This is a genomic window from Limnobaculum xujianqingii, assembly GCF_013394855.1.
In the GTDB taxonomy this organism is placed as follows: domain Bacteria; phylum Pseudomonadota; class Gammaproteobacteria; order Enterobacterales; family Enterobacteriaceae; genus Limnobaculum; species Limnobaculum xujianqingii.
In genome coordinates this window covers 1,679,968-1,706,858 of sequence record NZ_JABMLK010000001.1, presented here as the reverse complement: position 1 = coordinate 1,706,858, position 26,891 = coordinate 1,679,968, and the positions used below count along the sequence as shown (strand labels likewise).

Annotated in this window: 28 protein-coding genes and 1 pseudogene; 11 read left to right on the top strand and 18 right to left on the bottom strand. The window is 48.9% G+C overall.

Translation table 11 applies throughout. The features are described from left to right. Nucleotides 1-115 precede the first annotated feature (115 nt). A complete protein-coding gene (locus GOL65_RS07760; RefSeq protein WP_179038373.1) occupies nt 116-1,336 on the top strand; it encodes a tyrosine-type recombinase/integrase in 1,221 nt (406 codons plus the stop codon). 18 nt (nt 1,337-1,354) lie between these two features. Here GOL65_RS07760 and GOL65_RS07755 read toward each other — a convergent pair whose 3' ends face one another. Beyond that, entirely contained in the window at nt 1,355-2,185 is an 831-nt protein-coding gene (locus GOL65_RS07755) for a helix-turn-helix domain-containing protein (protein WP_140920014.1), read from the bottom strand. 109 nt (nt 2,186-2,294) lie between these two features. On the opposite strand from GOL65_RS07755, the gene GOL65_RS07750 reads away from it, so the two are divergent. Both GOL65_RS07750 and GOL65_RS07745 read left to right on the top strand, forming a co-directional pair. Beyond that, entirely contained in the window at nt 2,295-2,519 is a 225-nt protein-coding gene (locus GOL65_RS07750; protein ID WP_031597374.1) for a helix-turn-helix transcriptional regulator, read from the top strand. Between the two features lie 114 nt (nt 2,520-2,633). Next, on the top strand, nt 2,634-3,926 hold the full coding sequence (locus GOL65_RS07745) for a helix-turn-helix domain-containing protein (protein ID WP_228723070.1): 1,293 nt from the start codon (nt 2,634-2,636) through the stop codon (nt 3,924-3,926). 285 nt (nt 3,927-4,211) lie between these two features. Here the strand turns inward: GOL65_RS07745 and GOL65_RS07740 are convergent, their stop codons facing one another. The 6 genes from GOL65_RS07740 to GOL65_RS07710 form a co-directional block, all read right to left on the bottom strand. Continuing rightward, nucleotides 4,212-4,952: a hypothetical protein gene (locus tag GOL65_RS07740; protein ID WP_179038214.1), complete on the bottom strand. Its 741-nt coding sequence runs from the start codon at nt 4,950-4,952 to the stop codon at nt 4,212-4,214. Between the two features lie 627 nt (nt 4,953-5,579). Then, the gene (gene trbL, locus GOL65_RS07730) at nt 5,580-7,124 is read right to left on the bottom strand and encodes a P-type conjugative transfer protein TrbL (RefSeq protein ID WP_218652013.1); all 1,545 of its coding nucleotides are present in this window, start codon (nt 7,122-7,124) and stop codon (nt 5,580-5,582) included. 2 nt (nt 7,125-7,126) lie between these two features. Continuing rightward, nucleotides 7,127-7,285, bottom strand: coding sequence for a hypothetical protein (locus GOL65_RS07725; RefSeq protein WP_228723069.1), 159 nt, complete (start codon nt 7,283-7,285; stop codon nt 7,127-7,129). Nucleotides 7,286-7,317: 32 nt separating this feature from the next. After that, nucleotides 7,318-8,112, bottom strand: a complete 795-nt coding sequence (trbJ, locus tag GOL65_RS07720) for a P-type conjugative transfer protein TrbJ (RefSeq protein ID WP_140920010.1) — start codon at nt 8,110-8,112, stop codon at nt 7,318-7,320. 268 nt (nt 8,113-8,380) lie between these two features. Then, nucleotides 8,381-8,605, bottom strand: a complete 225-nt coding sequence (locus GOL65_RS22170) for a hypothetical protein (protein ID WP_124401819.1) — start codon at nt 8,603-8,605, stop codon at nt 8,381-8,383. A 2-nt stretch (nt 8,606-8,607) separates the two neighbouring features. Continuing rightward, nucleotides 8,608-8,817: a TraC family protein gene (locus GOL65_RS07710; protein WP_140920008.1), complete on the bottom strand. Its 210-nt coding sequence runs from the start codon at nt 8,815-8,817 to the stop codon at nt 8,608-8,610. A gap of 477 nt (nt 8,818-9,294) precedes the next feature. Here GOL65_RS07710 and GOL65_RS07705 point away from each other — a divergent pair, with 477 nt between their 5' ends. Further along, nucleotides 9,295-9,675 carry a plasmid mobilization protein gene (locus tag GOL65_RS07705; protein ID WP_140920007.1) on the top strand — a complete coding sequence of 127 codons (381 nt, stop codon included), beginning with the start codon at nt 9,295-9,297 and terminating at the stop codon, nt 9,673-9,675. Between the two features lie 202 nt (nt 9,676-9,877). Here GOL65_RS07705 and GOL65_RS22050 read toward each other — a convergent pair whose 3' ends face one another. The 4 genes from GOL65_RS22050 to GOL65_RS22370 all read right to left on the bottom strand — a co-directional run bounded on the left by GOL65_RS22050 (nt 9,878) and on the right by GOL65_RS22370 (nt 13,244). Then, nucleotides 9,878-10,693, bottom strand: coding sequence for a hypothetical protein (locus GOL65_RS22050; RefSeq protein WP_218652012.1), 816 nt, complete (start codon nt 10,691-10,693; stop codon nt 9,878-9,880). A gap of 119 nt (nt 10,694-10,812) precedes the next feature. After that, nucleotides 10,813-11,127: a hypothetical protein gene (locus GOL65_RS22045; protein ID WP_218652011.1), complete on the bottom strand. Its 315-nt coding sequence runs from the start codon at nt 11,125-11,127 to the stop codon at nt 10,813-10,815. Nucleotides 11,128-11,188: 61 nt separating this feature from the next. Continuing rightward, nucleotides 11,189-12,781, bottom strand: a complete 1,593-nt coding sequence (locus GOL65_RS07695) for an AAA family ATPase (protein ID WP_218652010.1) — start codon at nt 12,779-12,781, stop codon at nt 11,189-11,191. Further along, entirely contained in the window at nt 12,744-13,244 is a 501-nt protein-coding gene (locus GOL65_RS22370; protein WP_218652009.1) for an AAA family ATPase, read from the bottom strand. The genes GOL65_RS07695 and GOL65_RS22370 overlap by 38 nt, the downstream gene beginning before the upstream one ends. A gap of 458 nt (nt 13,245-13,702) precedes the next feature. Between GOL65_RS22370 and GOL65_RS07690 the strand changes: the two genes are divergently transcribed. The 3 genes from GOL65_RS07690 (at nt 13,703) to GOL65_RS07680 (ending at nt 16,518) form a co-directional block, all read left to right on the top strand. Then, a complete protein-coding gene (locus tag GOL65_RS07690; RefSeq protein WP_140920006.1) occupies nt 13,703-14,587 on the top strand; it encodes a DNA-methyltransferase in 885 nt (294 codons plus the stop codon). Then, entirely contained in the window at nt 14,584-15,558 is a 975-nt protein-coding gene (locus tag GOL65_RS07685; RefSeq protein WP_140920005.1) for an XcyI family restriction endonuclease, read from the top strand. Before GOL65_RS07690 ends, GOL65_RS07685 begins: the two co-directional genes overlap by 4 nt. 786 nt (nt 15,559-16,344) lie before the next feature. Then, nucleotides 16,345-16,518, top strand: coding sequence for a hypothetical protein (locus tag GOL65_RS07680; protein WP_179038213.1), 174 nt, complete (start codon nt 16,345-16,347; stop codon nt 16,516-16,518). Nucleotides 16,519-16,689: 171 nt separating this feature from the next. Here GOL65_RS07680 and GOL65_RS07675 read toward each other — a convergent pair whose 3' ends face one another. The 3 genes from GOL65_RS07675 to GOL65_RS07665 all read right to left on the bottom strand — a co-directional run bounded on the left by GOL65_RS07675 (nt 16,690) and on the right by GOL65_RS07665 (nt 19,119). Then, the gene (locus GOL65_RS07675) at nt 16,690-17,439 is read right to left on the bottom strand and encodes a GNAT family N-acetyltransferase (protein WP_140920004.1); all 750 of its coding nucleotides are present in this window, start codon (nt 17,437-17,439) and stop codon (nt 16,690-16,692) included. A gap of 134 nt (nt 17,440-17,573) precedes the next feature. Continuing rightward, nucleotides 17,574-18,200: an isochorismate family cysteine hydrolase YcaC gene (ycaC, locus tag GOL65_RS07670; RefSeq protein ID WP_140920003.1), complete on the bottom strand. Its 627-nt coding sequence runs from the start codon at nt 18,198-18,200 to the stop codon at nt 17,574-17,576. 52 nt (nt 18,201-18,252) lie between these two features. Then, on the bottom strand, nt 18,253-19,119 hold the full coding sequence (locus tag GOL65_RS07665; protein ID WP_140920002.1) for a pirin family protein: 867 nt from the start codon (nt 19,117-19,119) through the stop codon (nt 18,253-18,255). 117 nt (nt 19,120-19,236) lie between these two features. On the opposite strand from GOL65_RS07665, the gene GOL65_RS07660 reads away from it, so the two are divergent. Next, the gene (locus GOL65_RS07660; RefSeq protein ID WP_140920001.1) at nt 19,237-20,142 is read left to right on the top strand and encodes a LysR family transcriptional regulator; all 906 of its coding nucleotides are present in this window, start codon (nt 19,237-19,239) and stop codon (nt 20,140-20,142) included. 109 nt (nt 20,143-20,251) lie between these two features. Here the strand turns inward: GOL65_RS07660 and GOL65_RS07655 are convergent, their stop codons facing one another. Beyond that, on the bottom strand, nt 20,252-20,887 hold the full coding sequence (locus GOL65_RS07655) for a TetR/AcrR family transcriptional regulator (RefSeq protein WP_140920000.1): 636 nt from the start codon (nt 20,885-20,887) through the stop codon (nt 20,252-20,254). A 188-nt stretch (nt 20,888-21,075) separates the two neighbouring features. Between GOL65_RS07655 and GOL65_RS07650 the strand changes: the two are divergent. The 3 genes and pseudogenes from GOL65_RS07650 (at nt 21,076) to GOL65_RS07640 (ending at nt 24,179) form a co-directional block, all read left to right on the top strand. Continuing rightward, nucleotides 21,076-22,274 (top strand): annotated as a pseudogene (locus tag GOL65_RS07650) (TCR/Tet family MFS transporter). Between the two features lie 113 nt (nt 22,275-22,387). Then, the gene (locus tag GOL65_RS07645) at nt 22,388-23,446 is read left to right on the top strand and encodes an ankyrin repeat domain-containing protein (protein ID WP_140919999.1); all 1,059 of its coding nucleotides are present in this window, start codon (nt 22,388-22,390) and stop codon (nt 23,444-23,446) included. Between the two features lie 25 nt (nt 23,447-23,471). Beyond that, a complete protein-coding gene (locus tag GOL65_RS07640) occupies nt 23,472-24,179 on the top strand; it encodes a M15 family metallopeptidase (protein ID WP_140919998.1) in 708 nt (235 codons plus the stop codon). Between the two features lie 75 nt (nt 24,180-24,254). Here the strand turns inward: GOL65_RS07640 and GOL65_RS07635 are convergent, their stop codons facing one another. The 3 genes from GOL65_RS07635 to GOL65_RS07630 all read right to left on the bottom strand — a co-directional run bounded on the left by GOL65_RS07635 (nt 24,255) and on the right by GOL65_RS07630 (nt 26,889). After that, nucleotides 24,255-24,488, bottom strand: coding sequence for a helix-turn-helix domain-containing protein (locus GOL65_RS07635; protein WP_140919997.1), 234 nt, complete (start codon nt 24,486-24,488; stop codon nt 24,255-24,257). Between the two features lie 318 nt (nt 24,489-24,806). Further along, nucleotides 24,807-25,562: a hypothetical protein gene (locus tag GOL65_RS22035; RefSeq protein ID WP_218652008.1), complete on the bottom strand. Its 756-nt coding sequence runs from the start codon at nt 25,560-25,562 to the stop codon at nt 24,807-24,809. Nucleotides 25,563-25,764: 202 nt separating this feature from the next. Beyond that, complete coding sequence (locus tag GOL65_RS07630; protein ID WP_140919996.1) at nt 25,765-26,889, bottom strand: ABC transporter permease; 1,125 nt, start codon at nt 26,887-26,889, stop codon at nt 25,765-25,767. Nucleotides 26,890-26,891 lie beyond the last annotated feature (2 nt).

The following is a 26,891-nucleotide window of genomic DNA, read 5'->3' as shown; positions in this document are numbered from 1 at the left end:
TGTAGGGAAGGGCATGGTATCAAGTCTCATCATCAGCCCGGTTTAATTGGGTTTTATCGTGGTGCATGAGTGCTTTTCTGAGCATGGTATTTTTTCCATGGAATCCGTAACTGCCATGCTGACCGATACCAAGCTGCGTAACCTCAAACCGCAAGAAAAACTCTACAAGGTGAACGACCGCGACGGGCTGTACGTGGCCGTCACCGCTGCCGGTTCCATCTCATTTCGTTACAACTACTCAATCAATGGCCGTCAGGAGACCATCACGTTCGGTCGTTATGGCGTGGGTGGCATCACACTTGCGGAAGCCAGAGAGCGCCTGGGCGAGGCTAAAAAGATGGTTTCGGCGGGTAAGTCCCCTGCCAAAGAGAAAGCCCGTGCCAAGGCACGCACCAAAGGGGCAGAGACGTTTGATGCGTGGGCTGAGAAATGGCTGCGTGGATATCAGATGGCTGACTCGACGCGTGACATGCGCCGATCGGTTTACGAGCGCGAGCTAAAGCCGCACTTCGGTAATCAGAAACTGGTGGAAATCAATCATGAGGATCTGCGAACGCTGACTGATGCAATTGTGGAGCGTGGAGCTCCAGCCACGGCCGTGCACTCCCGCGAGATTGTGATGCAGGTGTTCCGATGGGCGATAGAGCGAGGCCAGAAGGTCGATAATCCGGCTGATTTGGTACGTCCTGCAAGCATCGCTAAATTCGAGCCACGTGACCGTGCTTTAGGGCCTGACGAAATCGCGTTGATGTATCAGTACCTGGACCGCATCGGCACTGCCTCATCCGTGAGAGTCGCCGCTAAGCTGCTGTTGCTGACCATGGTTCGTAAAAGTGAATTGACCAACGCTACCTGGAACGAAATCAATTTCAGCGAAGCCCTGTGGACCATTCCGAAAGAGCGGATGAAGCGGCGCAATCCCCATTTGGTGTTCTTATCTCAGCAGGCACTGGATTTTTTCATTGCTCTGAAGACGTTTGCCGGTGGTTCGGATTACGTCTTTCCCTCTCGGTACGATTCCGATTTGCCAATGAGCACCGCGACGATCAATCAGGTGCTGACGCTAACCTACCGGCTTGCGCAGAAAGAAGGGCAGCCGTTGAGCAAGTTCGGACCGCATGATTTGAGGCGCACAGCGAGCACGCTGCTGCATGAGGCGGGTTACAACTCAGACTGGATTGAGAAGTGCCTTGCGCACGAGCAGAAGGGTGTAAGGGCCGTCTACAACAAAGCTGAATACCGTGATCAGCGTCGGGCGATGTTGCAGGATTGGGCGGATATGATTGACGAGTGGACGCTCAAACGACCACGTCCAAGCAATGCCGGAAAAAAATGAAATTAGAGTTTTGATATTTCATGGTGATGCCTGCTTTCCAGACCGTCGCTTGATGGCCGCAGAAACAGCTTGGCGTGATACGCCAAGCTGCCGGGCGATTTCAGCCTGACTTGTAATTCCTCGCATCAACAGATCATCTATCGTGCTGGTTGGTGACTTCAATGCTTGGAGAAGGCGGTATGCCTCTTTTCTGACCTCGGCATGGGTCTCGATATCCCAGCTTGGGAGGAAAGCAGCTTCTTTAGACCAGATTTTTGCAATCAAATCCTCATAATCCAGCACGAACCTCCTATCGCGTTGGTAAGCGCGGCGTGCCTCATCGCTACGTCGCGGATTGTGGGCCTCACAATAAAATTTGCTCGGTTTAGCCGAACCCTCTGGCTGGCCGGGTAGGGCCGCAGGCCTTAGTAGTTCACCGTGTTGCGCCCAAGTAGAAACGAGCATTCGGCACTCCACGTGCTCACGAAATGCTGCTACCGAAAAGTCCCCGCGCAGTTCCTGAATGTCACAGTACTTCGACAACATTCGAGGGGGCTCATACCTGCCGAGCTCCCCATTCAATGCCCGTTCGTATCGATCCACCAAAGCATCGGCTTTTTTCTGAGCTTCGGTGCGAACAGACTCCGTTAATGGGACTGCTTTGACATTCCCGCGCTTTAGGCGCTTGAAGACTTTCGGCGCCGCGATGCTGATCACATATTCGGTGGAGCGCCAACATAGCTCGCAGAAGCACCACTCGTATTGGTTACTCAACTTGGCACGGATGCGATCCGACGATGTATCGCTCTCTCTAACCAGCATTTGCAAAAGCGGGTCGTAGGTGCTCGACGTTTTTAAGTGTTTTCCCATCCGTCGATGATAGCTCTGATTGACAACCAAATTCTAACTTTTTTGCGCCCTGGCTCTGGCGCTCGAAGGCATTGTCAAGCATCTGACAACTTCGAAGGAAAGCGACCCCATGGAGACCAAACCAAAGAGCAAGACACTCATCAATCGTAAGAAATTGCATGCGATGATCCCGCTAGCAGAGCGCACGATCTACAACATGGAGCAGCGGGGCGAATTCCCGCGCCGTATTGCGTTAACCAGTCGAAATGTCGCTTGGGATTTGGCTGAAGTCGAAGAATGGATTGATGCGTGCAAGGCTTCTGGCCCAGCTCCCAGACCCGGAATCGGGGCCTGAGTAGTGTGGATCGGGCCCGACTCAGGGCCCATACCGCAGCCGCACGTGCGAACTGCTCGCAATCAACATCAAAGTTCACAACTTGCGCTGTTCAGTTCCCAGGACGAGGCGCAGATGTACCACGACAGCAACAGGATCGGGTTCTTCTCGCTATTGGTTGACGTTCGTGGCGAAAAGCGTCAGTCGTCCCACCCGCTTGCGGATATGCCTACCATACTCAATTTGGTGGACAAAACTCGCGATACTTGGATGTCTCAGGCCGAATTCATCCGACCTAACCGGCGCGTCGTAAACCTGTCCCGGCTTGGTCTGTTGTTCGCAGACCTCGACACCTACCGCATCCCCGCACTGGCTGGCCGCGACCCTGAAAAATTGGCCGCCTCGGTGTTGTATTTTTGTGCCGAAGAAGGCGTGCCCGCGCCGTCCATGCTGATCTACAGCGGCCGGGGGATACAGGCCAAGTGGCTGCTAGAGGGCACGATTCCGCGCCAAGCCCTGCCCCGCTGGAACGCCTGCCAGCGGTATCTAGTGGATCGCCTCGCGCATATCGGGGCCGATCTGATGGCCAAAGACGCAAGCCGGGTCTTGCGCACCGTCGAGACGGTCAACAGCAAGAGCGGTGAAGTCTGCCGCGTGGTGCATGTCACGAACGGCATTGATGGCCAGCCGATCCGGTACAACTTCGAGTACATGGCCGAGGCACTGCTACCGGCTGCCCGCTGGACAATCGAGCAGCAGCGGCAGGAACAGAGTCAGCAGCGCGCCACGAAAAAGCCTTTCGTTTTGGTGCCAGGCGGCAAGGCCGACAATCTGCGCGGATTCTCAGGCCGCAAGCTTGCTTGGGATCGTCTCGAAGACCTGCGCAAGCTCGCCGAGCTGCGCGGCGGCGTCGTGGAAGGTCAGCGGATGCAACACCTGTTCTGGCGGTTGAACTTTCTGTTGCTTTCCGGTGCGACCAACAGCAAACAGATGTACCACGAAGCGGCCGCACTGGCCCGCGAGCTTGATCCTCAATGGAGTAGCCGCTCCAAAGAGCTGATGACCCTGTTCAGCAAGGCCAAAGCCTACGAGGCCGGTGAGAAGGTCAGTTTTGGAGGCAAGGAATACGCGCCGCTTTACACACCCAAGAACGACACCCTTATCAACCTGTTCAGGATTACCCCAGAGGAACAGCAGCGGCTCAAGACCATTGTTAGCCAGGCCGAGGCCGCAGAACGTCACAGGAAGCGCGAGGAAGGCCGTAGGCGCGCTGCCGGTGCCGTTGACCGGGAAACTTACCTCGAAACGGCTAACGGCAAGCTAGCAAAGGCTCAAGCGCTCCGGGCGGAAGGCTTAAGCGTGCGAGCCATAGCAAAGCGTATGGGCGTATCAGTTATGGCTGTGTCTAGGTACATAAGCGCCCCATAAATCAGTGTACCAAGTCCGTGCGTATTACTAATGGCGAAGCCTCCGGGCAATTGGATGGCAGCCTTTTTTCGCCGGCTCAAAGGGGATCGGGTCATTGATCCCCACATGACTATCTTTTCGCGTTGCTACTGTTTTGTCGCTTGCATCGAATTCGACCGGCAAGCTGGATGGAGTCTAACGACAGGAACCGACCAGAAGCGGCCAATTCAATCGTAGAAATCCCATAAATGGCCAACGTGCTCCATTGCGTAGGCTGGACCACCGGCTGTATCCCCCAGGCCGCGTTTATGAAACCTCCATCAGCGCAAGAATGTCCTCTTTAGGAATAGTTTGTCCGTCGCCCGCGAAGGTATGAGTAAGGTGGCACTCACCGTCATCCGATAGCAAATAGGCCCAGAGGGTTGCGCAGTAGTCATCGATATTTGAAACTTTTCCTTTGAACTTGACTACGACAGGTCTCAGCTTTTCTTCGATGAGCCCCCTCAGGTTTACCAACCCGCCGCCGCCACAAAGACTGGAAGACCACAAATCCTGGATCGCCTCTGGAATCCTATAGCTAACTCCGTTTGAGCTAGAGCTGGCAGCAGTAAAGGTGTCCCATGCGTATGGTCCGCACGTCTCAGCAGTGGCACCTTCGTACTCGCTGCGACGCTTCACGATGCCCTTAACCGCTTCTTTTGCTACAACTTGCTCCTCAAGAGAGAGCCATTCGGTGATTTTTTCTAGAAAACGCCCCACGCCTTGCGACGAGCCAAGCAATCCATCATCGAACCATGAAGGGCGGCCATCATAGCTCGTCGAATGGTAGTAACAAGCGTGCATAATATCGGAACGAGGAGAAGCATTTAGCAGATGGCATACTACAAAGTGGAAACCCTGCGACTCCATTTGGGAATACACCTGTGCAATTTCTAGTACTTCGGAAGCCTCAAGAACCCTTCCGATTTCTTCAGTTGAAACTGCATAGATTTCAGCGAGAGACCTGATGGCATCTTCTCTGTGATCACAACTTGGGATAAGCCCCATCTTCGGCACCTAGCCTTATCAAATCAATCAAGTTCAGAGCTTATCAGGATGAGTGCATAGCCACCTCAGATTCGGGGCCATGAGCGTAAGCGCGAAAGATGGCAGCTTGCGGCTAGCGCCGCGAGTCGCGACGGTCCGATTTGGGTCGATTTCTGCCGGTTGCATGGCTGAGACAGGTCCGTGCGTATTACTGGTGGCGAAGCCCTTCGCACCATCGTTGCTTCGGTTGGTTCAGTTACATCACTTCCTGGGACACGATCTTTGCTGTTCGTCCGCATTGATGGTTGAGGTGGTAAACGTTCCGTTCAGAAATGGGCATAAGAGAAGAGCGTAAACTTCGGAAAAACAAAACCCCGCTAGGGCGGGGTTGTTGTTGACAGCTCAGCAATCGGCAATCAGCGACTGCCGCGACGCTCTCGTTTCTGCGTTTCCTGAGCCGCTTGGATGGCCATCAACACTTGCCGGTTCAGAACGGCGCTACTCTTACTGCCCAGCAGAGGCAAACGATTCATGGTTTGCATCCCCGCAAACATACGGTAGGAAGCCGACAAGGCGAGCGGGCTTACTCGAAGCTGCAAGGCCGTCTATTGATGATCCAGCCTATCGAGCTGTGGCCCATAGCCCTTGCTACGCAGCCACTTGCCCAGCGCCCACATGCCGACTGCGAACGTCGAGGCTAATACCACGAATCCAGCGAATATCAGAACGTCCATCATGGTTATTTCTCCGATTGATCATTGTTCGAGTCATGCCCGGCACCTTGAGTGAGGCGAGGCGTCCAGGAGTAGAGTTAGTTTCCGAGGCCGGACGGATGACGTTAGGCTCTGCTTGTGAAGCTTCCGCGGCCGACTCTGCTTCATTGGCTGGAGTGGTCAAGTTGGTATCGTCGGGAACAGGTGGCGGAGATCCTGCACCAAGAGACAATACGTGCGCATTTTCCATACCTGGCACTGCCATCGAAGCCATCACGCCGAGCATCTTTGCGCCACCGTTGGCCGCTTGGGAAAGTGCGCTGCCGGAGCTGACAACTCCCCCTATTGTTGTCGTCTGCTGGTCTTTATCGTCGTTCCCCTGCGCGGCCTTTCCGGCCTGCTTGGCGGCCTTTTGTAAGCCGCTGCTTGGCGAGGACGGAGCGCCCGACGCCTGCCCGGCAGAATTGGCGGAGCTGCCGCCTACCTTCGCGCCTGCGGAACTGGCGCCCTGGGCCGCTCCGCCGCCGGTGCTGGCACCCACGCCGGAGGACGCCGCTGCACCCATAGACGACGCGGCACCACCTGCGGAGCTGGCACCGGCAAAGCTGGAGTTAATCGCCCCCGCCAGTCCGCCGCCCATCGACGTGCCGCTAATCATGCCACCGATCAGGTCAGGAATTGTCTTCGTGAGGTAGCAGCACACCAAGGCCAAACCGACCATCGTCATCAATGATGCTTCATCATTGGTATAGGCGGCCAACCATTGTTTTGCCGACTGTACGATCAGGCCGACAATCAGGGTCAGTACAAATAGCTTGGCACCAATCGCAACGGTGAAGCGCATCGGCGCAATTGCAAAATCCCGCGTCCATTGCGAACCGCCAAAGCCGAAGAACAGCACGGAAGCATTGATGATGACGTAAGACTCTACTAGCGTGACAAACATGAATGCGGCGATGAAGGCGAAACATGCCAACACAAGGATTGCGCATACAGCGATCAGAAGTCCCTTCGCTGGAGAAAACACTGATATGCCCACCACCATGGTGCGGCCAAAATCCAGCGCAACTGCCAGCATATCGCCGGGTTCTAATGCACGCCCGAGGCCGCTCGCCGATGCCGCCGCATCGCGGAAGCTATCGACAATGGCCGTCGACCATTCCACCGAGTACTTCATGACTGCAAGGAAGAAACCGATCACCAGCACGAAGCGCAGCAGCTCGCCGACAATCTCGCCGAAATCGGCTTGCTTCATGACCAGAGGCATGAACGTCCAGATGAACTGGATCGAGGCCAGCAGCCAGAACAGTCTGATGGCATAATTATACAGCTTCGCTGACCACTGGTGCGACTGTTGCAAAACTAGATCGAGTAGGCCCTGAACCGATGTGTCAGCATGGGAAAGGTCGGTCGCGGCCATAGCATTTCCGGCCACGAACGCACCAGCCAAGGCGAGGAACAATAATAGACGACGATCCATAGCTAGTACCCCTTCACGCCGCCGCGAGTGTTCGGGCGCGCCTCAAACGACGCATCAGCGTCACGCTGGTGACGTTGTTGCTCAGCCATCGCAGTACATTCGCTATTGCTTTGAACCACCACGGTAACCATGTAACCGGCCAGTGCGGATCCGGCGCACATCAATGCGATGATCCATTTCGAAATAGTCATTCTCAGTATTCCTTCACGCCGCCACGTGTGTTTTTGCGCGCTTCAAACTGCTGTTCGGCGGCTTCGCTGGCAGCCTTCCGGTCGCCTTGCTGAGCCATGTAATTGCCCTGCATGTTGATTTGCGTGGCCAGTAGGTCGCGCAGCTTTTGCAGTTGCTGCACGTTCTGCGAGGCAATTTCATTGCTCGCCTGAATCGCCTGCATCCGACCAATGGCCGACTGCGAACGAGCCACCATGCGGTCTAGCTGAGCGTTCTCGGACTCGAAGGTGCTGGTATTGAGGTTCGTCGCTTCCATCGCTGTTTTCACGTTGTCGCGGCCCTGTTGTGACCACTTTTGATAGCGATCTTTCGCCGGGGCCTCTGCCGAGTTAGCTGCTTGATTCAGGTAGTACTCGAAGCCGGGAAAAACCGTGTTGAATTGCGAATCCATGTTCTGGATTTGGCGGCCCAAGGCCTGCGAGCGGTTGTAGATGTTGGCCACGCTTTTCAAGTCAGACGCGATGCTGCCGAACATCGAATCGGGCAAGCCCGTGCCCTGCGTGACCATGTTTTGGTACTGCTGAATTTGCGTTTGCAATTGTTCGGCGGTGCTCAGCGCCGTGTTGACCTGCTCAGCGTACTCGAACATCTGTTGATAGAACGTCGAGCAGTTAGAGCAGTAGATGGCGTAAGCCGGGGCAGGTGTCATATAGAGAATTACACCAAGGCTTGTGGTTGCCATTGCCACAGCTAGCGCCGCGCCTCTGCCAAATGTCCGAGCGACATAAACTGAAGTTTTTCGCGATTCTATTTCCATACCGAATACCTCATTTTGTAGTAACTTGAGGTTTGATTATTCTCCGATATGGCGTTGTTTTGAATATGCGGATAATAGTCTATCCGCATAGATTTCAATAAGTTGCGTCCGGAAACTGTCCGTTGATCAACCCTTTAAATGATGCCAACTCTCTGGTTTGTCTAGGGTGTTTCTTTCATGAGGAAGAAGAATCGGCTGTCCGGTTTGATGCGTTTTGCGGACGAAAAAAGCCCACCGAAGTGAGCTTTTTATAAGTTGGTGCGCGGCGTCAGTGGGCTGCGTAATAAGGATTATGAGTGCGGTAGAGGCAACGCTCAGTTTCAGGGATGTGCAGCGTCTCAAGGTGCCACTCTTCGAGTGAAGAAGCTAGCTCGGCCGCAATGCGCTGGGCCTCCACAATACGCTTACCAGATTGCCCGCTGGCTCGACCGAGGCAGGCTTGCAGTTCATTGAGTTGAGTGGCCAAAGCGCTGATGCGGTGGGCTGTCTTCATAATCAATTCCTCTTGCTTATCCTTTCCACGATTCTGTCGAATTCTTCCCGGATGTGATCGTCCGCAAGATCAAGATTAACTAATCCTGATTTTATTGCAATTCTCGCAATTCTTTCTGCTGCCTCATTGTCTAGTTTTGCAAGCTTTGCCTTAACCATATCTAATTCAGAATAGGCATCAGCTCGACGCTCAGAAAGGGTTTTTCTAGCCATTTTTCATGCTCCTTTTTGGTGCCATATCGGCCTTGATCTATTGTGGGTAGCGGAGATTCTAGCGACCGCTGGAGTTGTTAACCATATCAGGATCTGTATCGCTACGAGCTGAGCGTGGCGACGGCAAGTTGGCCGGCACTCATGTACTTTCTCCGCCCTGTTTTATCCATTCGTTTAGATTTAGTCGGTTGGGTCAGTTCAAAGCAATTTTAGGCAATTCCTTACCTAAATAACGCAACTATAGGCAACTTAGGGAGAATTAACGCAACTCAAGGAAATTTAAGGCAACTGACTTTACCGAAACGGCTATTAGCACTAAATTTCTTTGAATTGCACTCAGGCAGACGGCAAGATATGTGTTTGTAGCTACACGGCTTCGCCGCGTAACTCCAACCACCGCCACTTATTCGCCTGTGGCTCAACGTATCTTGCTCTGCGAGGCCACAATCGCTGCCGCGATCTAGCAACGGAGAAACCATGCCAAGACAAAGCGAAACCAAAGGGGAAACATTGAATCGCGACCGTACACTTCGGTTCCGCGTCAATGCTGTTGAAGAAGGTGAGATAGAGGGGCGCGCCCGGAACGCTGGGCTTTCCCTATCGGCTTTACTTCGGGCGGCAGCCCTAAACCATCCAATCCGCTCAGTTGTCGACCTGAAAGCAGTGGCTGATCTAGGCAAGATTAATGGCGACTTGGGACGTGTCGCGGGCTTGTTGAAGCTGTGGCTTGCGGAGAAAAATGGCCAGGGGGCAAGCTCGGTCGAGGTGGAGCGGTTGATGATCGAGTTTCGTGAGTTGCAAGCCGGTATTCGGGAAAAAATGAGCGCTGTCGTTTATGCTCGAAAGCGTGAGAGCTGAACCTGGAACTCTGTGGATTGTGCAATCCAATTCAGTTCTGGCGGTTGTTGGGGTGGTGCATTTCCTACTGTCATGGCTCGATAGCAATCGTCGCGAACGACGCTTTCAAACCTCATTGCTTGTCACGAAAATGCCCGTTTATTCAGGGGCCTTCAGGGCCCCTTGGTATTTAAACTGACGTCATACTGCGGGCACGGCCTAGTCAGTGATCGGTTGATTTGCCATCGGCGCTCAGATTGATCGGTGCGTTAGAAATATCGTCAGCCGGGACAGGGCTGATCCAGTTTCTGACTTGTTCCAAATACTCTAAAACGCCGAATTGTAGGCTGCCCATAAAGCTATTTAAGGCTGACTCATATTCAAGGAAATCCACTGAGGTGTCGTCGATTTCAGATCGTCCGCTGCCGTACACGTGGCTCGCATCATAGTCCTCGCTTGCCGGGTGAGCTTCGTAGTTGTCTACGAGCAGACGAATCTTGTCAGTCAGGACGAGCCATTGCAGAGCACGCTCAGAGCCCATTGAGGCCGCAAGGTTCAGGGTCGAGCAAAAGTCCGAGTACCTCGAATGAGCAGTGAAGAGCGCGCATTTGAGTTTGCCGAGGTTCGGACTATTCTGCTTCACCTCTTCGATCATCCTGTTGAGACTATCGAGTGTCAGGAGGTCTAAATTCACCTGATTGATCGCCATCGTGTGACCAAACCAGTGGGTCTTGGCGTAGGAATCAACTACTGAAGCAACTAGGCGATTCAAGACGTCCATGGTCTGCTTTTCCTTCCTGAGTCGTGGGATGACCTCAATCACCACGTAGAAAAAATACGCTGCGATCAGCCCCGTCAGGAGGTCTCCGACGATGTCCTCAAACGCTTTTGATTGGAAGATCAGTACTGCTCTGGGCCACTCGGCAAGCATGTAATCCGTAGTCGGAAATTTCACCTTGATCGCGCACAGGCATAGTAGAGCCCCAACTGCCCAAGCACAGAGCATCCTTTCCGATTTGTCCTTCAAAAAGTCCCACATTCCCCTACCCCATGAAAAAAGGCCCAGCAGGGCCCTAATCTTTATATCGAACCGAAACCATACTTCCGATGACGGAGATCACCTAGAGCGTAGGACCTCACCCGCGAGCATAAAGCGACTCAGAATGGGATATCCTGGTCCGAACCATCTGCCTCAGCTGAGAATGGCTTAGAAGCTACAATTGGGATTACCAACGACGCAGCAGTGCGCAATGGCTCGACAGCGCCCACATCAACAGGCGCTCCTGAAACAACGATAAGTGCATCTCCCCCTACTGCAGTGCCGCCATCATCTCCGAAAAGATCCTCATCTTCTTTTTCTTCCTCAACAGGATCTAAATCGATAAAGTCTCGGCCCATCATCATTTTGTAATGAGGCATATGTTCCATAGCCTTAAAGACCTTGAAGAAGATTTTTATATAGCTGTGTGCCATGCCATCGCTTATTGCTACGTAAAGGTCATCTGGCGAATAGTGGGATCCGTCATTAACCCAACTAATTAATGATTGGCATTGAACCTTTTCCTGCCCTTCGAACTTGTCGATGATGATATGCGTCTATATTCCCTAGGATTTTAAAGTAATTCTCCAAAATCCTACGCATGGTGTTTTGAATGGTGAGCGTCGGCAATGGTTTTTTTGTCAATTCTGCCCACAGCAACTGATAGGACGTCTTGATGGGATTACTTTCAAAACCTTCAATTTTCGAGAAATGATCGGGCTTGCGTACTATCCAAAACGTCTCATCCTTAATAGACGCATCTCCAGTTCGCTGGGGATTAAAGGTGATTTCTTTATGAAAGTGCACGTTATGGGTCAGAACAAAGATCTGTTTTAGGTTATTCCCCTTCTGGCGAACTTCGTGAAAAAGCTTCTTGATCAAGCTACTCACGATGAACAGCACATCGCTATCCAAGCTTGAAACCGGGTCATCGATGACGACTATTCGATCAGTGCTGATGCCTGAGGTCGAGATGCTTCCCCAAAGCAAATGATAGAAGTACAGGAAAGTAACGAAGGTTTTTTCGCCTTCGCTGAGCGTTGCTTTAGCATCAGTTCCATCGCTTCTGATCAGGCGATATGAATTGTCGGCACATGCAGGATCTAGCGAGAAGCTTCGGAATCCAAAGTCTTTCAGAATTTTGTTGATCGCAACGACAGTAAGTCTCACACTTGTCAGCGAATTTTCAATCTTTGCAATTTCTGCGTCAGCTGTGGATATGTCTACTGTTGCCCTATCCATGCTCGCAGTTATGCCGTCAATTGCTTTGCCGATACGGTCAATATCTTTAGTATAATCAGCAAGAGTGTCTTTAAGCTCAACATCAATTAGATATCGCCACACCGCATCTGTTAACTTGTTTTGCTCGACGGAGAATCCCGAAATAAGACGATTATGTTCAGATACCTTGAGGTTGGCCGCCTCGATTAGCTCAGAAATTTTAAGCGAAATTTCTGTCAGACCTTCTAGCGTCACTTCAGTACTAGGGCTAGCCACCTTGTGGTCAATGCGTTGCCTGTTCACCAATATGATTGCATTTAGGGCCTGCAACTCAAGATCAAGTTTATCTTTATCTAGATGCGAGCAATTCGTGGTCAGGACTGTTTGAGCCTGGGCTAACAGAGTATCTGCTAAGTCGTTATAAGTATCCCGAAACATCGAAAGGGCTCGAGTATCAGCTTCGAATGTTTCGTCGAAGTAATCTTCGAGGCTTTTTTCGAATTCATGCGGTAATTTCTGTTGACAGAAAGGACAGTCATCGTCGGTATGGCCCAAGTACTTCATACCTTGCCTTATCCAGTCACTGTTTCCCAAGTGCTGGATCATCGCAGATACATTGACATCTTCTTTACCGACCACTTTCTTGCTCAGGGCATGGTTTTGCTCAAGCGCGACCAAACGGGACAGGTCTAGATTGGAGACAGCATTCATGGGTAATGGTGCGTCACCATAAAGTACATCTGCACGTTTGCGCAGGTCTTCGATATCAACCAGCTGGGAGGTGTTATTCTTGCTCTCCTGTAAGACCCTATTTTTGAAGGCCTCCCGGTTATTTCTTAGACCTTTGAAAGCCCCCCTGAAACTCATCGTCGTGCTTCTGCTTTTGCTCCCAGCACCGTCCTACTAGCTTCTCTTCCAAGGCATTTTTTTCGGCAATCCTCCCGCTCTTGCCGTCCGGGCCATTCAGGTTTTCTTGAGCTTTGGTTTTGAAAAGCGCGTGGCGGTCTCTTTCCTTCTTGAGCTCTTCCAGGTGATCAAGTTGCGCCTGCTCGGCCTGCCCCAGCGTGAACACACCTTTGAACTGTTTAGAATCAGTGAAATTCGCCGCGATGAAATCGTTGTTGTAGACCAGTGCCGGAATTGGATTGCCCTTCACCCAAGTGACCTTGGAGGCAGTTGATAGTGCTGGGTTGTTTATCAGCCTACTGATCGTTGTCTTACCTGCTCCGTTTGCACCGTAGAAGTAGTTCAAAGCCTTCAGGTTTTGAATCGCTTCAGGGGTTACGGGGCTGTAGGTCGCTATGCCGGAGAGGGTGATCGATTCAATCATGTCTCGCATCCGTGGAGAGGGGAAGGTAGGAGCAGGCCAAGGCGGCCTTACATTTGGCGCACGTCGTCCTAAAATCCAGATCAGGCAGTGGCCTTTTGCCGCCTCAGCATAGACCAATACACCAGCTTGGGAAGGCGGTAGCAATCGAAAATTATCACCGCGCACCCGCTGTCGTGATCTACTGCTTTTTTAGTCGCTCAGAGGAGTGGCCAACCGGCCAAGAGCTGCCCTTCGTGAAAGATTTCGTCTTATCCGAAGCTGCCGGTGGATCAGAATGAACTCAAACTGTTGATAACAGTAATTCGAGTTCATATACATTTATGACTTTTTACGAGAAAATTAGATATCATTTTTTTTGCTGATATCTCTTATTGAAACTATTGGTATTGGGGTCGAAAACAAATGCAAAGAATTTGAAAATAGTGTAGAATCGCCGCGCACGCAGGCCAGAGGCAAGTATGAATAACCCAATTGTTGAAAAAGTTACTCGCGAAGCGCAATTAAACCTAGACGCCTCCACAATTTTTGAAGGTGACGCGGTCACAGTATTAAGACGCTTGCCAAGCAATAGCGTGCGCTGCGTTGTAACTTCCCCTCCATATTGGGGGCTTCGAGACTATGGTATCGACGATCAAATCGGTCTCGAACTGACTATGCCTCAATTCATCCAGAAACTAGTTGCAGTATTTTCTGAAGTAAGACGCGTGCTTACTGATGACGGAACGCTGTGGATCAACATCGGTGATGGCTATACAAGCGGAAATCGCGGCTATCGTGCGGCGGATAAAAAAAATCCGGCAAGGGCCATGGCTGTTAGGCCGGACACTCCCGAAGGCCTCAAACCTAAAGATCTGATGGGCATCCCTTGGCGCTTGGCTTTCGCTCTTCAGGATGATGGTTGGTATCTACGAACCGACATTATTTGGAACAAGCCGAATGCCATGCCTGAAAGTGTAAAGGACCGGCCGACCCGTTCGCACGAGTTCCTCTTCATGTTCAGCAAGTCGGAGAAGTATTTTTACAATTCAGATGCAGTTAAACAGGTTGCTGATGGCGGCGGCTTGCGCAATTTAAGAACTGTCTGGAATGTGAACACTAAGCCATACGCAGGCGCTCACTTCGCGACATTCCCTCCTGAGCTGGTACGGCCTTGCGTCAAGGCCTCTACCGAACCGGGTGATTTCGTGCTAGACCCTTTCTTCGGCGCGGGTACAGTTGGTTTGGTCTGCAATGAAGAAGGCAGGAAGTATGCTGGTGTTGAGCTCAACCCTTCATACGTAGACCTTGCGGTAGAGCGGCTTGGAGGAATTTTCCATAACGTAGTAAGGATATCGGCTGCTTGAAGAAGGACCTCGCTTTCCCATTGCCTGAGCTTCAGGTCTCGTTCTCTCTGAAGCTTCAGGAATTTAGAAACGTCTGGCTTCAGGACGCTCTCTTGGAAACGGTATCCGAGTTAGCCGTTCCAACCATTGATGCAGAGCTGTCCAAATACGTTCCGGCAAAAGACCTCAAAGCGCTCGCCGCTAGGGGATTAAGAGGAGAACTTGTCTTCGCAGTGCCAGCAATTCTGCACGCGAACCCGCATCTGCTCGGCTACTACCGCCTTCTCCTCGGCTATAGCCAGAAAGAGTTTTATGGCTCGGAGTTTGGCGTGGCTTCCATGAAATGTATGGAGGTTAGTGGTCGCCTGAATCCGCGCTCTGTGGTGAAAATGGAGGAGCTCTGCGTCGCTCTTTGTAACGCGGCCTCGCATCTTGTGGGTAACTTAAAAGCAAAAGACCTGAGCATTGGACTCCTGGATGACCTGACCTTGCTAACTGTTGGACCGCAGATGCGGGGAGGAGTGAACAATAAACTTGGCCAGCAAGGCATCGTGGACGTCTTTGACGTCATTGAAGAGATTCTCAGGCCTGCAATTATCAACGCCACACGTGGGGCAATTGAAATAAAAAACATGAGCGGCCGGGATGTGTGGGTGGAGTTTGCAGCCGATCCGGATATCGTCATTCGTGAAGTAATGCCGGACAAATCTTCACGAAGAATCTTAGCAATTGAAGTGAAGAGTGGTACGGATGTGTCCAACATTCATAACCGAATTGGCGAAGCTGAGAAAAGCCACCAGAAGGCCAAAAAAGACGGCTATCGTGAGTGTTGGACTGTCGTAAATGTCTCAAAGTTGGACATTGATAAAGCAAAGCTAGAGTCACCGACCACCAACGTCTTCTATGCTCTAAAGGCTCTTCAGTTAAGGAAAGGAGCAGTCTATGAGGACTTCAAGCAAAACATAATCGCGATGGTAGGGATTTCCTCGTGAAGTTTACTTCCAGTGTGACGGAATAGTCAGTTGGTATTTATTGGCGACCCTTTCCACGCCTTGGAGAATATGACCATGCTGCGCTAGGTCAGAGTCTGTCCACTGCGATCTACGTGCGAGCAAATCTTTCAGCTCCACTAGATTATACATCTTCAAACTATATAGGTTGGCCCATGTGGCTTCACCAAATAAATTGTAAATAGTGGTGGTGTCATCCCTTTCGCTTGCTATGCGTAGCAACCCTTTCAGAGCTGAAGCCGCATCGTCTGCGTCATCCCTGGTGTCGTAAGTGTTTAAAAGGTGCATTAGAAACTCTGACGGTAAAGAAGACATAGGATTGTACATATTTCTTGGCGGTGAAGCGTGATCAGGGGGATGTGCACCGACTGCGAGGTACAGCTAGCATTGGGGGCGGCCGGAAACCCGCGCAACACTCGGCCTCGGCCGAGTTGGGGGCGCAGTCGTTTCGCATGCGGGCCGGGAGCGTGAGATGGACAGCACCGATGAACACCGGAATGTCAGCGTGATCCTATACACCTTTCGCGCTCAAGAGTTTCGCCTGGGCGCTGCGGGTGGACGGCCTGATTAACAGCGAGCAGCATAGGCCGTGAACTCCCTATGCAAGCCGGTGAGGCGAAGGTCTGCCCTGTAATTCGAAGCCAAATGGCTGCTTTTGGCCGCTTACTGCAGCGTTGAGAGGCAGTACCGGCCAGAATCCGACGGTCATCTAGTGACCTGAGCAGGCTACTCTTGAAGTTTGAGGGCATCTACGAATAGGGGCGATCGATGAAAGATCGTAGTCACGACGAGGCAATGGTAGAGCGTTTCCAGGCCGATCCCTCTTATGCGGCGGAGCTGCTGGCCGAGGTTGTTCGGGATGGTAGCGTGGATGAGTTGGCCATTTTAGAGAGGCAGCTATTGGTAGCCTTTGCCACGGGAGAGGTTGATCCGACTTCTTGAAAATTTTTACTGTGCATGGCATTTTTCATGGTCATTGGATTATGTCATGTCTTAATATATTGTTTTATAAGGTTTTTTTAGTCAATTTATAATAGAGTGGGAATAAGTATTTAACCCTTATCAATAAACTATAAGTTAAACCCAGTTATCTCAACAGATTAACTGGGTTTTTTATTTTTTAAGTATTCTTTTTAAATAAGCAATATCCAACAAATTCACCATCTCAAACTTCCCTTGATAAAACACGCCAAAATTATTGAAAACACAAGGTAACTCCTTGGCTTTTTGTAGCGTATCTACCTGAATGAAAGCGGCTGGAATGTCATTCATTTCACAATACTGTTTTATCGTCTCAATATTTTGATAGATATACGGGCATTGCATGTCGTAATAGATTGTCAGTGCTTTACTTTCAATTTCTGATTTTTTTACCTGTTGTGCGAACTTTGGTGTTGTTCCATCAAAAGAAAGTGCCAGCAATTCGTATCCATTATCCGTGGTATCAACAACCTCAAAGCCGTACTTTTTTATAAAGGATTGATCAGAAAGCCAGGATTTTTGTTTTTTTGCTCCAAGCATACAAATACCTGATTTACCCTGTGCTTTGGCATTCGCTAAACAATATTCCATCAGTGCTTTCCCATAACCTTTTCCTTTGTGGTTACCGGAAATCCATAAGCAATACAGGTAATAATAATTATCGCCGGTTATCGGAACCCAGGCTGTTTCAAGAGGAGCATATTCAATAAAGACTGTTGCTTTTTCATTTAGCTTTCTAAAAACATGACCTTCATTTAGTCGGTCGGAAAGCCATTGTCGCTTGGCATCAATGCCAGGATGGAATTTTCTACTGCGGATGATGCAGCATAAATGTTCATTGGAAAGGTTTTCTGCTGTTAAGTTTACAAAGTCAGCGCTCATGTACACCTCCGCTTTAAATTAACCTTTGTTGGTTATTATGCGGTTAAAAATATTTAATATGGATATTTTTTGTGGTGCCCTGATCATTTTAATTGAACAGATGCCTATGATAACCACAAGCATCTGTTTTGGATTTACTTTTTAGCCGTCAGTGCGTTGTAGCTGGTCATCAGATTGCGGTAATCCGGAATATGATTTGAGAACAGTGCTGCCAGACCTTCCACATCATTGCGCCAGTCGCGGTGTAGTTCACAAGCCACACCAAACCACGACATCAACTGGGCTCCGGCCTGTGACATGCGATCCCATGCGGCCAGACGCGTTACTTCATCGAAGGTACCGGAAGCATCAGTAACAACAAATACGTCATAACCTTCTCCCAGAGCCGATAGCGCAGGGAAGGCGACACAGACTTCAGTGACGACACCAGCGATGATCAGCTGCTTGCGGCCTGTAGCCTTAATCGCATTGACGAAATCTTCATTATCCCAGGCGTTAATATTACCGGGACGGGCAATGTAAGGCGCATTGGGATGCTTCTCTTTTAATTCCGGCATCAACGGCCCGTTTGGCCCAGATTCAAAACTGGTTGTCAGAATGGTTGGCAGCTTGAAATAGCTGGCCAGATCGCTGAGTGCCAGAACATTGTTTTTGAACTTATCGGGCTCAATATCGCGTACCAGGGACAATAGCCCCGCTTGATGGTCGACAAGTAAAACAACGGCTTGCTCTTTATCTAATCGGACATAAGGTTTACTCATGATTTACTCCTTTAATGATAGTGCATAGCACCGGGATGTTTGATAGCAGGGATTAACGCGACATGGTTCCAAACCGACCGCTGTTGAAATCATCGATTGCTTGCACAATCTCCTGCTGAGTATTCATTACAAAAGGGCCGTGACCTACAATTGGCTCGTCAATCGGCTCACCACTGAGTAGCAGAACCGTGGCGTCATTGTTGGCTTCAATAGATAAATTCTGCCCAGCGCTATCCAGAATCACCATTTGTGACTCGCGGACAATTTCTGCGTCATTGACCTGTACGGTACCGTGCAGGACGATCAGCGCGACGGTCCAATTTTCTGGTAACGTCAGTGTGTTGTGACTGCCTTGAGTCAGCCGCATATCCCAGACGTTCATTGGTGTAAAGGTACGGGCCGGGCCGGTATGTCCATCGAACTCACCAGCGATTACGCGTACCGTGCCATTTCCATTGGGCAATGAAATAGCTGGAATGTCCTGATTAGCGATGGCTTGATAGCCTGGCGCGCTCATTTTGTCTTTAGCCGGTAGATTTACCCAAAGCTGCACCATCTCCAGCTCACCGCCGGATGTAGTGAAATCTGGCGAATGAAACTCTTCATGCAAAATGCCGCTGGCGGCGGTCATCCACTGCACATCGCCAGGGCCGATTACGCCACCCTGACCGGTGGAATCTCGATGCGCGACCTCACCTTTATAAACGATAGTCACAGTCTCAAAACCACGATGCGGATGTTGCCCTACACCGCGTGGAGTTTTGGTCGATGCAAAATCGGCTGGACCAGCATAATCGAGTAGTAAAAAAGGACTGAGCTGCTTACCGTGATTGTTATAAGAGAACATCGAACGCACCGGAAAACCGTCGCCAACCCAATGCCCACGTGGGGCGCTGTAAACACCAACTACTTTTTTCATATGCTCTCCTGAGAAATCTTATTGATTACATCTTTAGATAAAGCATAGTTTCGGGACAAAGTTATCGGTAGTCTGCTAAATTGTGTATCAGAGTCCTATTTTTGGAACGATAAGCTAATGCAAGATCTGAATGACCTCTATTACTTTGTCAAAGCCGTTGAGCACGGTGGTTTTGCACCGGCTGGGCGGGCGTTGGGCATGCCAAAATCAAAACTTAGCCGACGCATTGCTTTACTGGAAGAACGGCTGGGTGTTCGATTGATTCAGCGCTCAACCCGGCGCTTCAGTGTCACTGAAATCGGTAGTGCTTACTATGAGCACTGTAAAGCCATGTTGATTGAGGCTGAAGCTGCTCAGGAAGTTATTGATACCAACCGTGCCGAACCGTGCGGTGTTATCCGCCTGAGCTGCCCGATAGCTTTATTACACGCTCTGGTTGGTCCGATGCTGGCGGAATTCATGGTTGAGCATCCGCATATTACTCTGCATCTGAACGCGACTAATCGTCGGATTGATGTGGTAAGTGAAGCTATCGATGTGGCGATTCGTGTTCGTCCGTCACCGTTACAGGACAGTGATTTGGTGATGCGTGTTCTGGCTGACCGTATGCAATGTCTGGTAGCCGCGCCTGAACTGGTTCAGCGATTGGGTTTTCCTGTTTCTCCTGCCGATCTGAGCGACTGGCCAAGTCTTGCCGTAGGGCAGCCTCAACAGCCTCATCACTGGAACCTGTTTGGTCCAAACGATGCGCATTTAGATATTCAACATCAGCCTCGTTTTGTGACTACCGATATGATTGCGTTGCGTAATGCGGCCGTTGCGGGTGTTGGTGTAGTGCAATTACCTATGTTAATGATAAGCGATCAATTGGCTGATGGTTCGTTAGTCAGAGTAGTGCCGGAATGGGGGCCGAGTCGGGAGATCATCCATGCTGTCTTTCCTTCGAGGCGTGGTCTGTTACCTTCTGTTCGTGCACTTATCGATTTTCTTGCTCAACGTTTTAAACAAGTACAGGGAGAATAATCATGATGCTGTCCGTTATAATTTTCTGAGAGGTTTTTTATATCGTCAGCCTGTTGAATGTGATAAATACGGCAATAACAATTTCTGTTTTGGTTGATGAGATTAGTGCTCAAATATAAGGTGTCCCTACCATAACCGCCTTCAAACCAATCATCCCTTTATCGACAACGGAAAGAAATACCTTCTCAGCTTCCTCAGTTTTTTGCTCTTGTGGAAAGGCTCTGTGAGCCTGAATAAAAGCTACCGTCCAAATCGCCAGCAGCATATTTGCTGCCAGATGCGCATCAGGGTCGTCTGATTTTTTTCCTGCATATCCAGACAATTCCTCCGCCACTAACTGTGCGATCTCATCACGTATTGCTCTTGCTCGTGCCTTAAGGGTTTCGCTGTTTTCGATAGTTTGTATAAATCCCTGACTCTCGGCGGTGAATCTAACGTAAGGTCGCTGTTCAGCAATCATTTGATGAGCGAGCAGATGCAACCTTTCAATAGGAGCAACAGAATTCTGCTGCTGTAATACCTCACGCAGCATTTCACGACCTTCTTCATCACGATCGAAGAACATGTCTTCCTTGCGAGGGAAGTGGTTAAACACCGTCATGCGTCCGACATCAGCGGCATCTGCAATTTCATCTACTGTTACACGATCAAAACCTCGTTCTAAGAACAGGCGCGTAGCCGCCACGGAAATTGCCTGTCGTGTAGCGAGCCGTTTACGAGAACGACGATCGGATGGTATGGACATATAACTTCTCTTTTAATTGTACTGAGTATATATTTATGTCAGGTATACATAAAAATAAATGAAAAGGCAAATTGTGAGTCTGATTATGACTCCTGTTGGCTCTCCTACACTGTTAAGTAGATTTCAGTCGATTTGCTGATTATTGAGCAGAAATATTGGCTGCATAAGTATTATTTGGAATTCAATCAATGAATAAACCCCTTATCGTTATCTTCGCTGCAATTTGCCTTAATGCTGCGGGTATCGGTCTTATTTTTCCTATTTTGCCGCGCCTCCTCGAAGAGGTAACGCATACTCAGGATATCGCGCCCTATATCGGTATTATGACCGCGCTTTACGCGGCAATGCAGTTTGTCTTCGCGCCGGTACTTGGTGCATTGAGCGATAATCTTGGCAGGCGTCCGGTGCTGCTGATTTCCTTAGCCGGAGCGGCAATTGACTATGTGATTATGGCGTTCGCTCCCCATCTCTGGATGCTATTACTTGGCCGTGCTATGGCCGTGCTATTGCCGGGTTGAGCAGTGCTAACATTTCTGTCGCCATGGCTTACATTACTGATATTACGCCAGAGGATCAGCGAGCTGGTCGCTTTGGTTTGTTTAACGCCATGTTTGGCATTGGTTTTATTATCGGGCCGGTTCTCGGCGGGTTGTTGGGTGATTACTGGATACGGCTTCCTTTTATTGCTGCTGCACTGTTAAACGCCTGTAATTTTTTGCTGGCACTATTTGTTCTGCCGGAGTCGCGGGTGCCGAGCCGTCAAAAGATTAATCTGGCGGCGCTTAATCCGCTACGTCCACTACGCTGGGCTTTTTCTATGAAAGGAATTCTGCCAATCGTTCTGGTGTTCTTTATTTTAAGCGCCACGGGTGAAGTCTATGGTACCTGCTGGGCATTGTGGGGATTTGATACTTTCCAATGGAATGGTTTATGGATTGGCCTGTCTCTGGGTGCCTTTGGTATTTGCCAGACATTGGTACAGGCACTGTTGCCCGGCCCGGCGACCAGATTATTTGGGGAGCGGGGAGCCGTGTTAGTTGGTGTTGCCTGTTCCTGCGTGGCGCTGATCACTTTGGCGTTTATCAACCAGGGCTGGATGGTTTTCGCTATTATGCCGTTGTTCGCCCTCGGCGGCATTGGTTCTCCAGCACTTCAGGCGCTGGCAACCAGACAGGTTGATCGTGACAGTCAGGGACAGTTTCAGGGGGTGCTGGCATCGGCGGTGAGTCTGGCTTCTGTTGTTGGACCGCTGGCGTTCTCAACCTTTTATTTTGTGGTTCAAAAGGACTGGCCCGGTGCTATCTGGCTTTCGGTGGTGGTGGTTTATTTCATCGCTATTCCATTGATTGTTTTCAGTACTCGTAAAGCTCGTTCGGTGAACATATAGCATCAGGCGCTTGAAGTTTGGTGTGGTTTATTTAAACGTTGAAATGTTAAAAATCCACGGGCACATTAGATAGCCTGATAAAATTAAAAAGAAAACCAAGAGGGATCTGCATAATGGCTAAAAAGAAAAAGACCTTACCCAAAGATATTAGAGAATTGCTGGAAGCCGGTGATATTGATGTATTGAAAGCGATTTACGATAGCTGTGAGCTGGATGCCCGTGGAGGGCTGGGTAAGAGAACGGCTTTAAGTCTTTATAAGATCCCCGATGAATTGACGCGTTGGCTGATTGAGCAGGGGGCGGATATTGAAGCCGCAGATAATTATAAACGCACCGCGCTGCATGAGCAGGCGGGTACCTGGTGCGGTAATATTGAATTACTTCTGGCATTGGGTGCAAACATCGAAGCGCAAGATTATCAGAATGCGACTCCACTACATATGGCGGCCCGCGCTTACCATGTTCATCACGTTCAAACATTAATTGCCCATGGCGCAAATATTTACGCTGAAGACAGCATGGGAAGAACCGCACTGGCCGCAGCGCTTGATCGCTGCCGCAATGCTGATATTGACCGAATGGCGAAGATCGCAGAGCTTTTGCTCAACGCCGGAAACAAGATTTCTCCAGAAATGCGTGAACGTATTACCAGCATCGGTGAAATGTTTGAATTTCATCGGGCTAACTTTTCTAAAGATCATATTGCGGAAACCGATGCCGGTTTATCAAAACTCTACCGTTTGTTTGATGTAACGCCGGTGGCTACACGACAAATGCATGATGGCGCTTCCGATATTATTGTTAGTTCCCAGCGCTGGCAGAAAGCCCATCAGGAACTGTGGGAACTGCTGGTACCTTCCAGCGGTAATGCCGATACGGTTCAGGGAGAGGTGATTCGCATTACCGGTCGTTTATCCCATGAGATATTGGATAATGGCGGAATGAACTGGGATGCGGATTTTCGCAAAATGCTGAGTGCATTACTGGCATATTTTGAATCAGGAAATCCACTTAGCGGCGATAAGCAGCAGGAAGCCAAAACTATAGCGGCCCAAATTAAAGGCGGTAATGGTGATAAGGATGAGCTTTACCGATTAACTGAATTTGCAGTTGATTGGGTGAGGTTGAATCCTAAGCCGCTGATGGTTGGGAAAGTGGAGTATCGGCGGTAGTCCTGTAACACAGAGAGAATTTTTTATGTGGAATGAACTGGAGTTGACCGGACGAACCCGATCGCATGTTATTCAGTTAAATAACCCCCGTTTCGCTGTTAATAAAGAAGTTTATCAACCATTTTGTGAGCTGCAAAATGCAGCCCAAAAGGATGGCTTCACGCTGTTTCCTTTTAGCGCATTCAGAGGGTTTGAGACTCAGCTTAAAATCTGGAATGGCAAATTCAACGGGCAGAAGCCGCTATATGATATTCACGGGGTGCCAAGAGATTATTCACAGCTCCATAGCGAAGATGAAGTCATTGATTGTATTTTAAACTGGTCCGCTCTACCGGGTGCCAGCCGGCATCAATGGGGAACTGAGATTGATGTGGTTGATTTAACTAAAGCACCAGAGAATTATCATGTTCAGCTGTTACCACAAGAAACGGTTAAGGGCGGTGTATTTTATGATTTGCACCTGTGGCTGAATGAAAATATTGAGAAGTATGGCTTCTTCAGGCCATATGGGATGCATCAGGGGGGAATGTACCCGGAGCCCTGGCATTTAAGCTATTGGCCGGTGGCAAACAGAATGCTGCAAAGCCTGACGGTCGATATGCTGGTGGATGCTATTAAAAGCGCGGATATGTCAGGAAAACACAGGGTTTTAGAGCGGCTGCCAGAATTGTTTAAAAACCACGTTCAGAATATTTGTTTACCGTTGACGGGGTTGAACAACGAACGATCTTGATAATTGGTATCTGTTGAGCCAGTTTCTTAATTGATAGCTGGCTCTTTTATTGATTCCCCCCCTAAATACAAACATCTATATATCTTTAGTCATCTTTCTTGAGTTATAGCGCGAAGGCCATATCTCTGCTGGTTTACAATCCAGAGCAATAGCTATCAACATTTCTCCCTTTGGCCACGGCCTTACCAGCGCGTTAGCCAACGTTGATGATGCCAGACCTGCATTTCTTGAAACTGCGGATAGAGAAGTTCCCCTTTTTCTTAATGCTGCAATGATGTCAGCTGAATGCCAATCTTGTTCTGTTTTCATGGTGTGCCTCCTTTCTGTTTTACTGAGATAAGTCATGTAATACTTTGGCTATAACTGTTTGATTTTTAGCTAAGTCAGTTCAGTATTGACATGTATTCTCTCATTTAATTTTTGAGGCTTCTTCATGGATTCCTTTAATAATTAATGGAATGCTTGAATTTAGAGTGTTATTTTTTCATATCAGGTTTGATGGTGAATAGGTAAATTCTCGGATTGGTTTTATGATAATAAAATTTGTTTTCTGAAATTTCGATCAGCATACCAGTTTGCTAACTCGTTAATTATAAATATAATTCTATTGACTTAATAACTTGAGTTTTAGTCTATTTTGCAAAATACAATATTAAATTTTTTTGGGATGAACACTTTACTCGAATCTTTATTAATGAATGATTCGATATTTTTGGTTTTTATATTATTCTCATCAACTAATACTTTATTGTATGCAGAATCTAAAAAGATAACTTTAGTATTTTTATTAATATTTAGACATGGGTGTTTAGAATTAAAATCTAAAATATGAGCTAGTCGGTAAATTTTACTAGGATATGCATCTTCAGAAAAATCACGTTTAACCCAGTTATATGAAAATAATAAAAATGTTATAGAAGATATTAAGAATAGAATTGATAAATAGGGGACTTCTGTATAATAACTGCTGTTTCTATTTATTAACTTTTTAATATAGTACCAAATATCGATTGAGTGCAATATATAAAAACAAGCGATAATTACTAAAAATGGAGAGGTGTATTGAAAAACTAATAGTCCTACAATGTAGGCTCGTGTATAAGGAAAAGCAGATGCGTCGACATTAAATACTAAATTAATTAACTCTGATGCTTTACCTGAACTAAATAAGATTATTGCTGAGATTGCGATTGAAATAATAAACTTAGAAAATCCAAAATTCCATATTATTTTAAAAAATGAGGTTTTCTCAATTGAAATACCGATATAAATAAACGATAAGGTAATACCAAATAATTTTGTTAAATATTGATAATCAGTAAACCAGGTCCAATCGGAACTTTCGCGTGAGAGATATATAATAAATAGAGCTATAACTGCCAATAGTGTTAGTGCATAGTTTATCTGATAATTCTCTCTTTCTTCTTTTAGTTCTTTGTCAAATTTATTTTCTCTTAATAATGAAGATATTTCTAAAATGTAATCTTTAATAGTTTTATCGTCATTTTATTTTCAATTATTTTTGAACTAGTGGTATTAAAAGTGTGCAGATTACTTGGTTTGAACTATTTTAATTGCTGTATCCCTACGCCATCTGACTAATCGTCCTCCTGAACCTCGCCAGTGAAGTTGCAAACAACACACAACCAATCACAAACAGCGCTAAAAACGACGTCCAGACCACATCAATCCCCGCCCCACGGAACAAAATCCCCTGACCCAACTCAACAAAATGAGTGGTTGGTGCCAGTAACATAATGTCCTGCACAAACTCCGGCATACTCTCTCGCGGTGTACTGCCACCGGACAGCATCTGCAACGGCAACAGCACCAGAATCAGCAACATACCAAACTGCGGCATACTGCGAGCCAGAGTGGCTAAAAATATTCCCATGGCGGTGGTGGCGAACAGGTGTAACGCCGCACCGGTAATAAACAAAAAGATCGAACCCTCAATAGGAACATTCAACGCTCCGCGCACAATAAAAATCAGCGACAGGGTAGAGGCAACTAATACCACCAATCCCATCGACCACACCTTAGCCAACATAATTTCCGTTGGGGTAACCGGCATCACCAGCAGATGCTCAATGGTGCCGTGCTCCCGCTCGCGGATCAGCGCCGCGCCGGTCAGAATAATCGACAGCATGGTAATGTTATTGATGATTTCGGTTAATGCACCAAACCAGGACTGGGTCAGGTTTTGATTGAAACGTACCCGAAGCGCCAGATCTACCGGTGGAATTGCTGTTTCACGATAACGCTGCACAAAGGCGGTGGCTTCATCCGTTACGATTTGCTGAATATAGGCGTTGCCGGTAAATGCCTGACTCATGCGGGTGGCATCCACGTTGAGCTGTACAGCAGGCGAACGACCTGCCAGCACGTCACTCTGGAAGTTTGGCGGAATGTTCAGCACGAATGTGTAATCACCGGAATCCATCCCCGGGTCCACCTGATTCAGCGTAATCTTCTTCGGCGTGACAAACTGCGGTGGGTAAAATGCTGAACTAATGCGCAGGGAAAGCGGAGAGTCATCTTCATCAACAATAGCTATCGTCGCTTTATACCGTGATTCAGGAATTGCGCTGGCCGCAGTATAGATAGACACCGTAAAGGTAAAGGCGATAAGCACCAGCATGGCAGGATCTCTGATAAGGCTCCAGAGCTCTTTGACACCTAAACGATAGATATTCGATAACTGTTGCATAG

Excerpts from the sequence above, each read along its gene's own strand:
- GOL65_RS07760 (WP_179038373.1), top strand. The coding sequence starts at position 116 with ATGCTGACCGATACCAAGCTGCGTAACCTCAAACCGCAAGAAAAACTC.
- GOL65_RS07755 (WP_140920014.1), bottom strand. The coding sequence starts at position 2,185 with ATGGGAAAACACTTAAAAACGTCGAGCACCTACGACCCGCTTTTGCAA.
- GOL65_RS07750 (WP_031597374.1), top strand. The coding sequence starts at position 2,295 with ATGGAGACCAAACCAAAGAGCAAGACACTCATCAATCGTAAGAAATTG.
- GOL65_RS07745 (WP_228723070.1), top strand. The coding sequence starts at position 2,634 with ATGTACCACGACAGCAACAGGATCGGGTTCTTCTCGCTATTGGTTGAC.
- GOL65_RS07740 (WP_179038214.1), bottom strand. The coding sequence starts at position 4,952 with ATGGGGCTTATCCCAAGTTGTGATCACAGAGAAGATGCCATCAGGTCT.
- trbL (WP_218652013.1), bottom strand. The coding sequence starts at position 7,124 with ATGGATCGTCGTCTATTATTGTTCCTCGCCTTGGCTGGTGCGTTCGTG.
- GOL65_RS07725 (WP_228723069.1), bottom strand. The coding sequence starts at position 7,285 with ATGTGCGCCGGATCCGCACTGGCCGGTTACATGGTTACCGTGGTGGTT.
- trbJ (WP_140920010.1), bottom strand. The coding sequence starts at position 8,112 with ATGGAAATAGAATCGCGAAAAACTTCAGTTTATGTCGCTCGGACATTT.
- GOL65_RS22170 (WP_124401819.1), bottom strand. The coding sequence starts at position 8,605 with ATGAAGACAGCCCACCGCATCAGCGCTTTGGCCACTCAACTCAATGAA.
- GOL65_RS07710 (WP_140920008.1), bottom strand. The coding sequence starts at position 8,817 with ATGGCTAGAAAAACCCTTTCTGAGCGTCGAGCTGATGCCTATTCTGAA.
- GOL65_RS07705 (WP_140920007.1), top strand. The coding sequence starts at position 9,295 with ATGCCAAGACAAAGCGAAACCAAAGGGGAAACATTGAATCGCGACCGT.
- GOL65_RS22050 (WP_218652012.1), bottom strand. The coding sequence starts at position 10,693 with ATGTGGGACTTTTTGAAGGACAAATCGGAAAGGATGCTCTGTGCTTGG.
- GOL65_RS22045 (WP_218652011.1), bottom strand. The coding sequence starts at position 11,127 with ATGGCACACAGCTATATAAAAATCTTCTTCAAGGTCTTTAAGGCTATG.
- GOL65_RS07695 (WP_218652010.1), bottom strand. The coding sequence starts at position 12,781 with ATGAGTTTCAGGGGGGCTTTCAAAGGTCTAAGAAATAACCGGGAGGCC.
- GOL65_RS22370 (WP_218652009.1), bottom strand. The coding sequence starts at position 13,244 with ATGATTGAATCGATCACCCTCTCCGGCATAGCGACCTACAGCCCCGTA.
- GOL65_RS07690 (WP_140920006.1), top strand. The coding sequence starts at position 13,703 with ATGAATAACCCAATTGTTGAAAAAGTTACTCGCGAAGCGCAATTAAAC.
- GOL65_RS07680 (WP_179038213.1), top strand. The coding sequence starts at position 16,345 with ATGAAAGATCGTAGTCACGACGAGGCAATGGTAGAGCGTTTCCAGGCC.
- GOL65_RS07675 (WP_140920004.1), bottom strand. The coding sequence starts at position 17,439 with ATGAGCGCTGACTTTGTAAACTTAACAGCAGAAAACCTTTCCAATGAA.
- ycaC (WP_140920003.1), bottom strand. The coding sequence starts at position 18,200 with ATGAGTAAACCTTATGTCCGATTAGATAAAGAGCAAGCCGTTGTTTTA.
- GOL65_RS07665 (WP_140920002.1), bottom strand. The coding sequence starts at position 19,119 with ATGAAAAAAGTAGTTGGTGTTTACAGCGCCCCACGTGGGCATTGGGTT.
- GOL65_RS07660 (WP_140920001.1), top strand. The coding sequence starts at position 19,237 with ATGCAAGATCTGAATGACCTCTATTACTTTGTCAAAGCCGTTGAGCAC.
- GOL65_RS07655 (WP_140920000.1), bottom strand. The coding sequence starts at position 20,887 with ATGTCCATACCATCCGATCGTCGTTCTCGTAAACGGCTCGCTACACGA.
- GOL65_RS07645 (WP_140919999.1), top strand. The coding sequence starts at position 22,388 with ATGGCTAAAAAGAAAAAGACCTTACCCAAAGATATTAGAGAATTGCTG.
- GOL65_RS07640 (WP_140919998.1), top strand. The coding sequence starts at position 23,472 with ATGTGGAATGAACTGGAGTTGACCGGACGAACCCGATCGCATGTTATT.
- GOL65_RS07635 (WP_140919997.1), bottom strand. The coding sequence starts at position 24,488 with ATGAAAACAGAACAAGATTGGCATTCAGCTGACATCATTGCAGCATTA.
- GOL65_RS07630 (WP_140919996.1), bottom strand. The coding sequence starts at position 26,889 with ATGCAACAGTTATCGAATATCTATCGTTTAGGTGTCAAAGAGCTCTGG.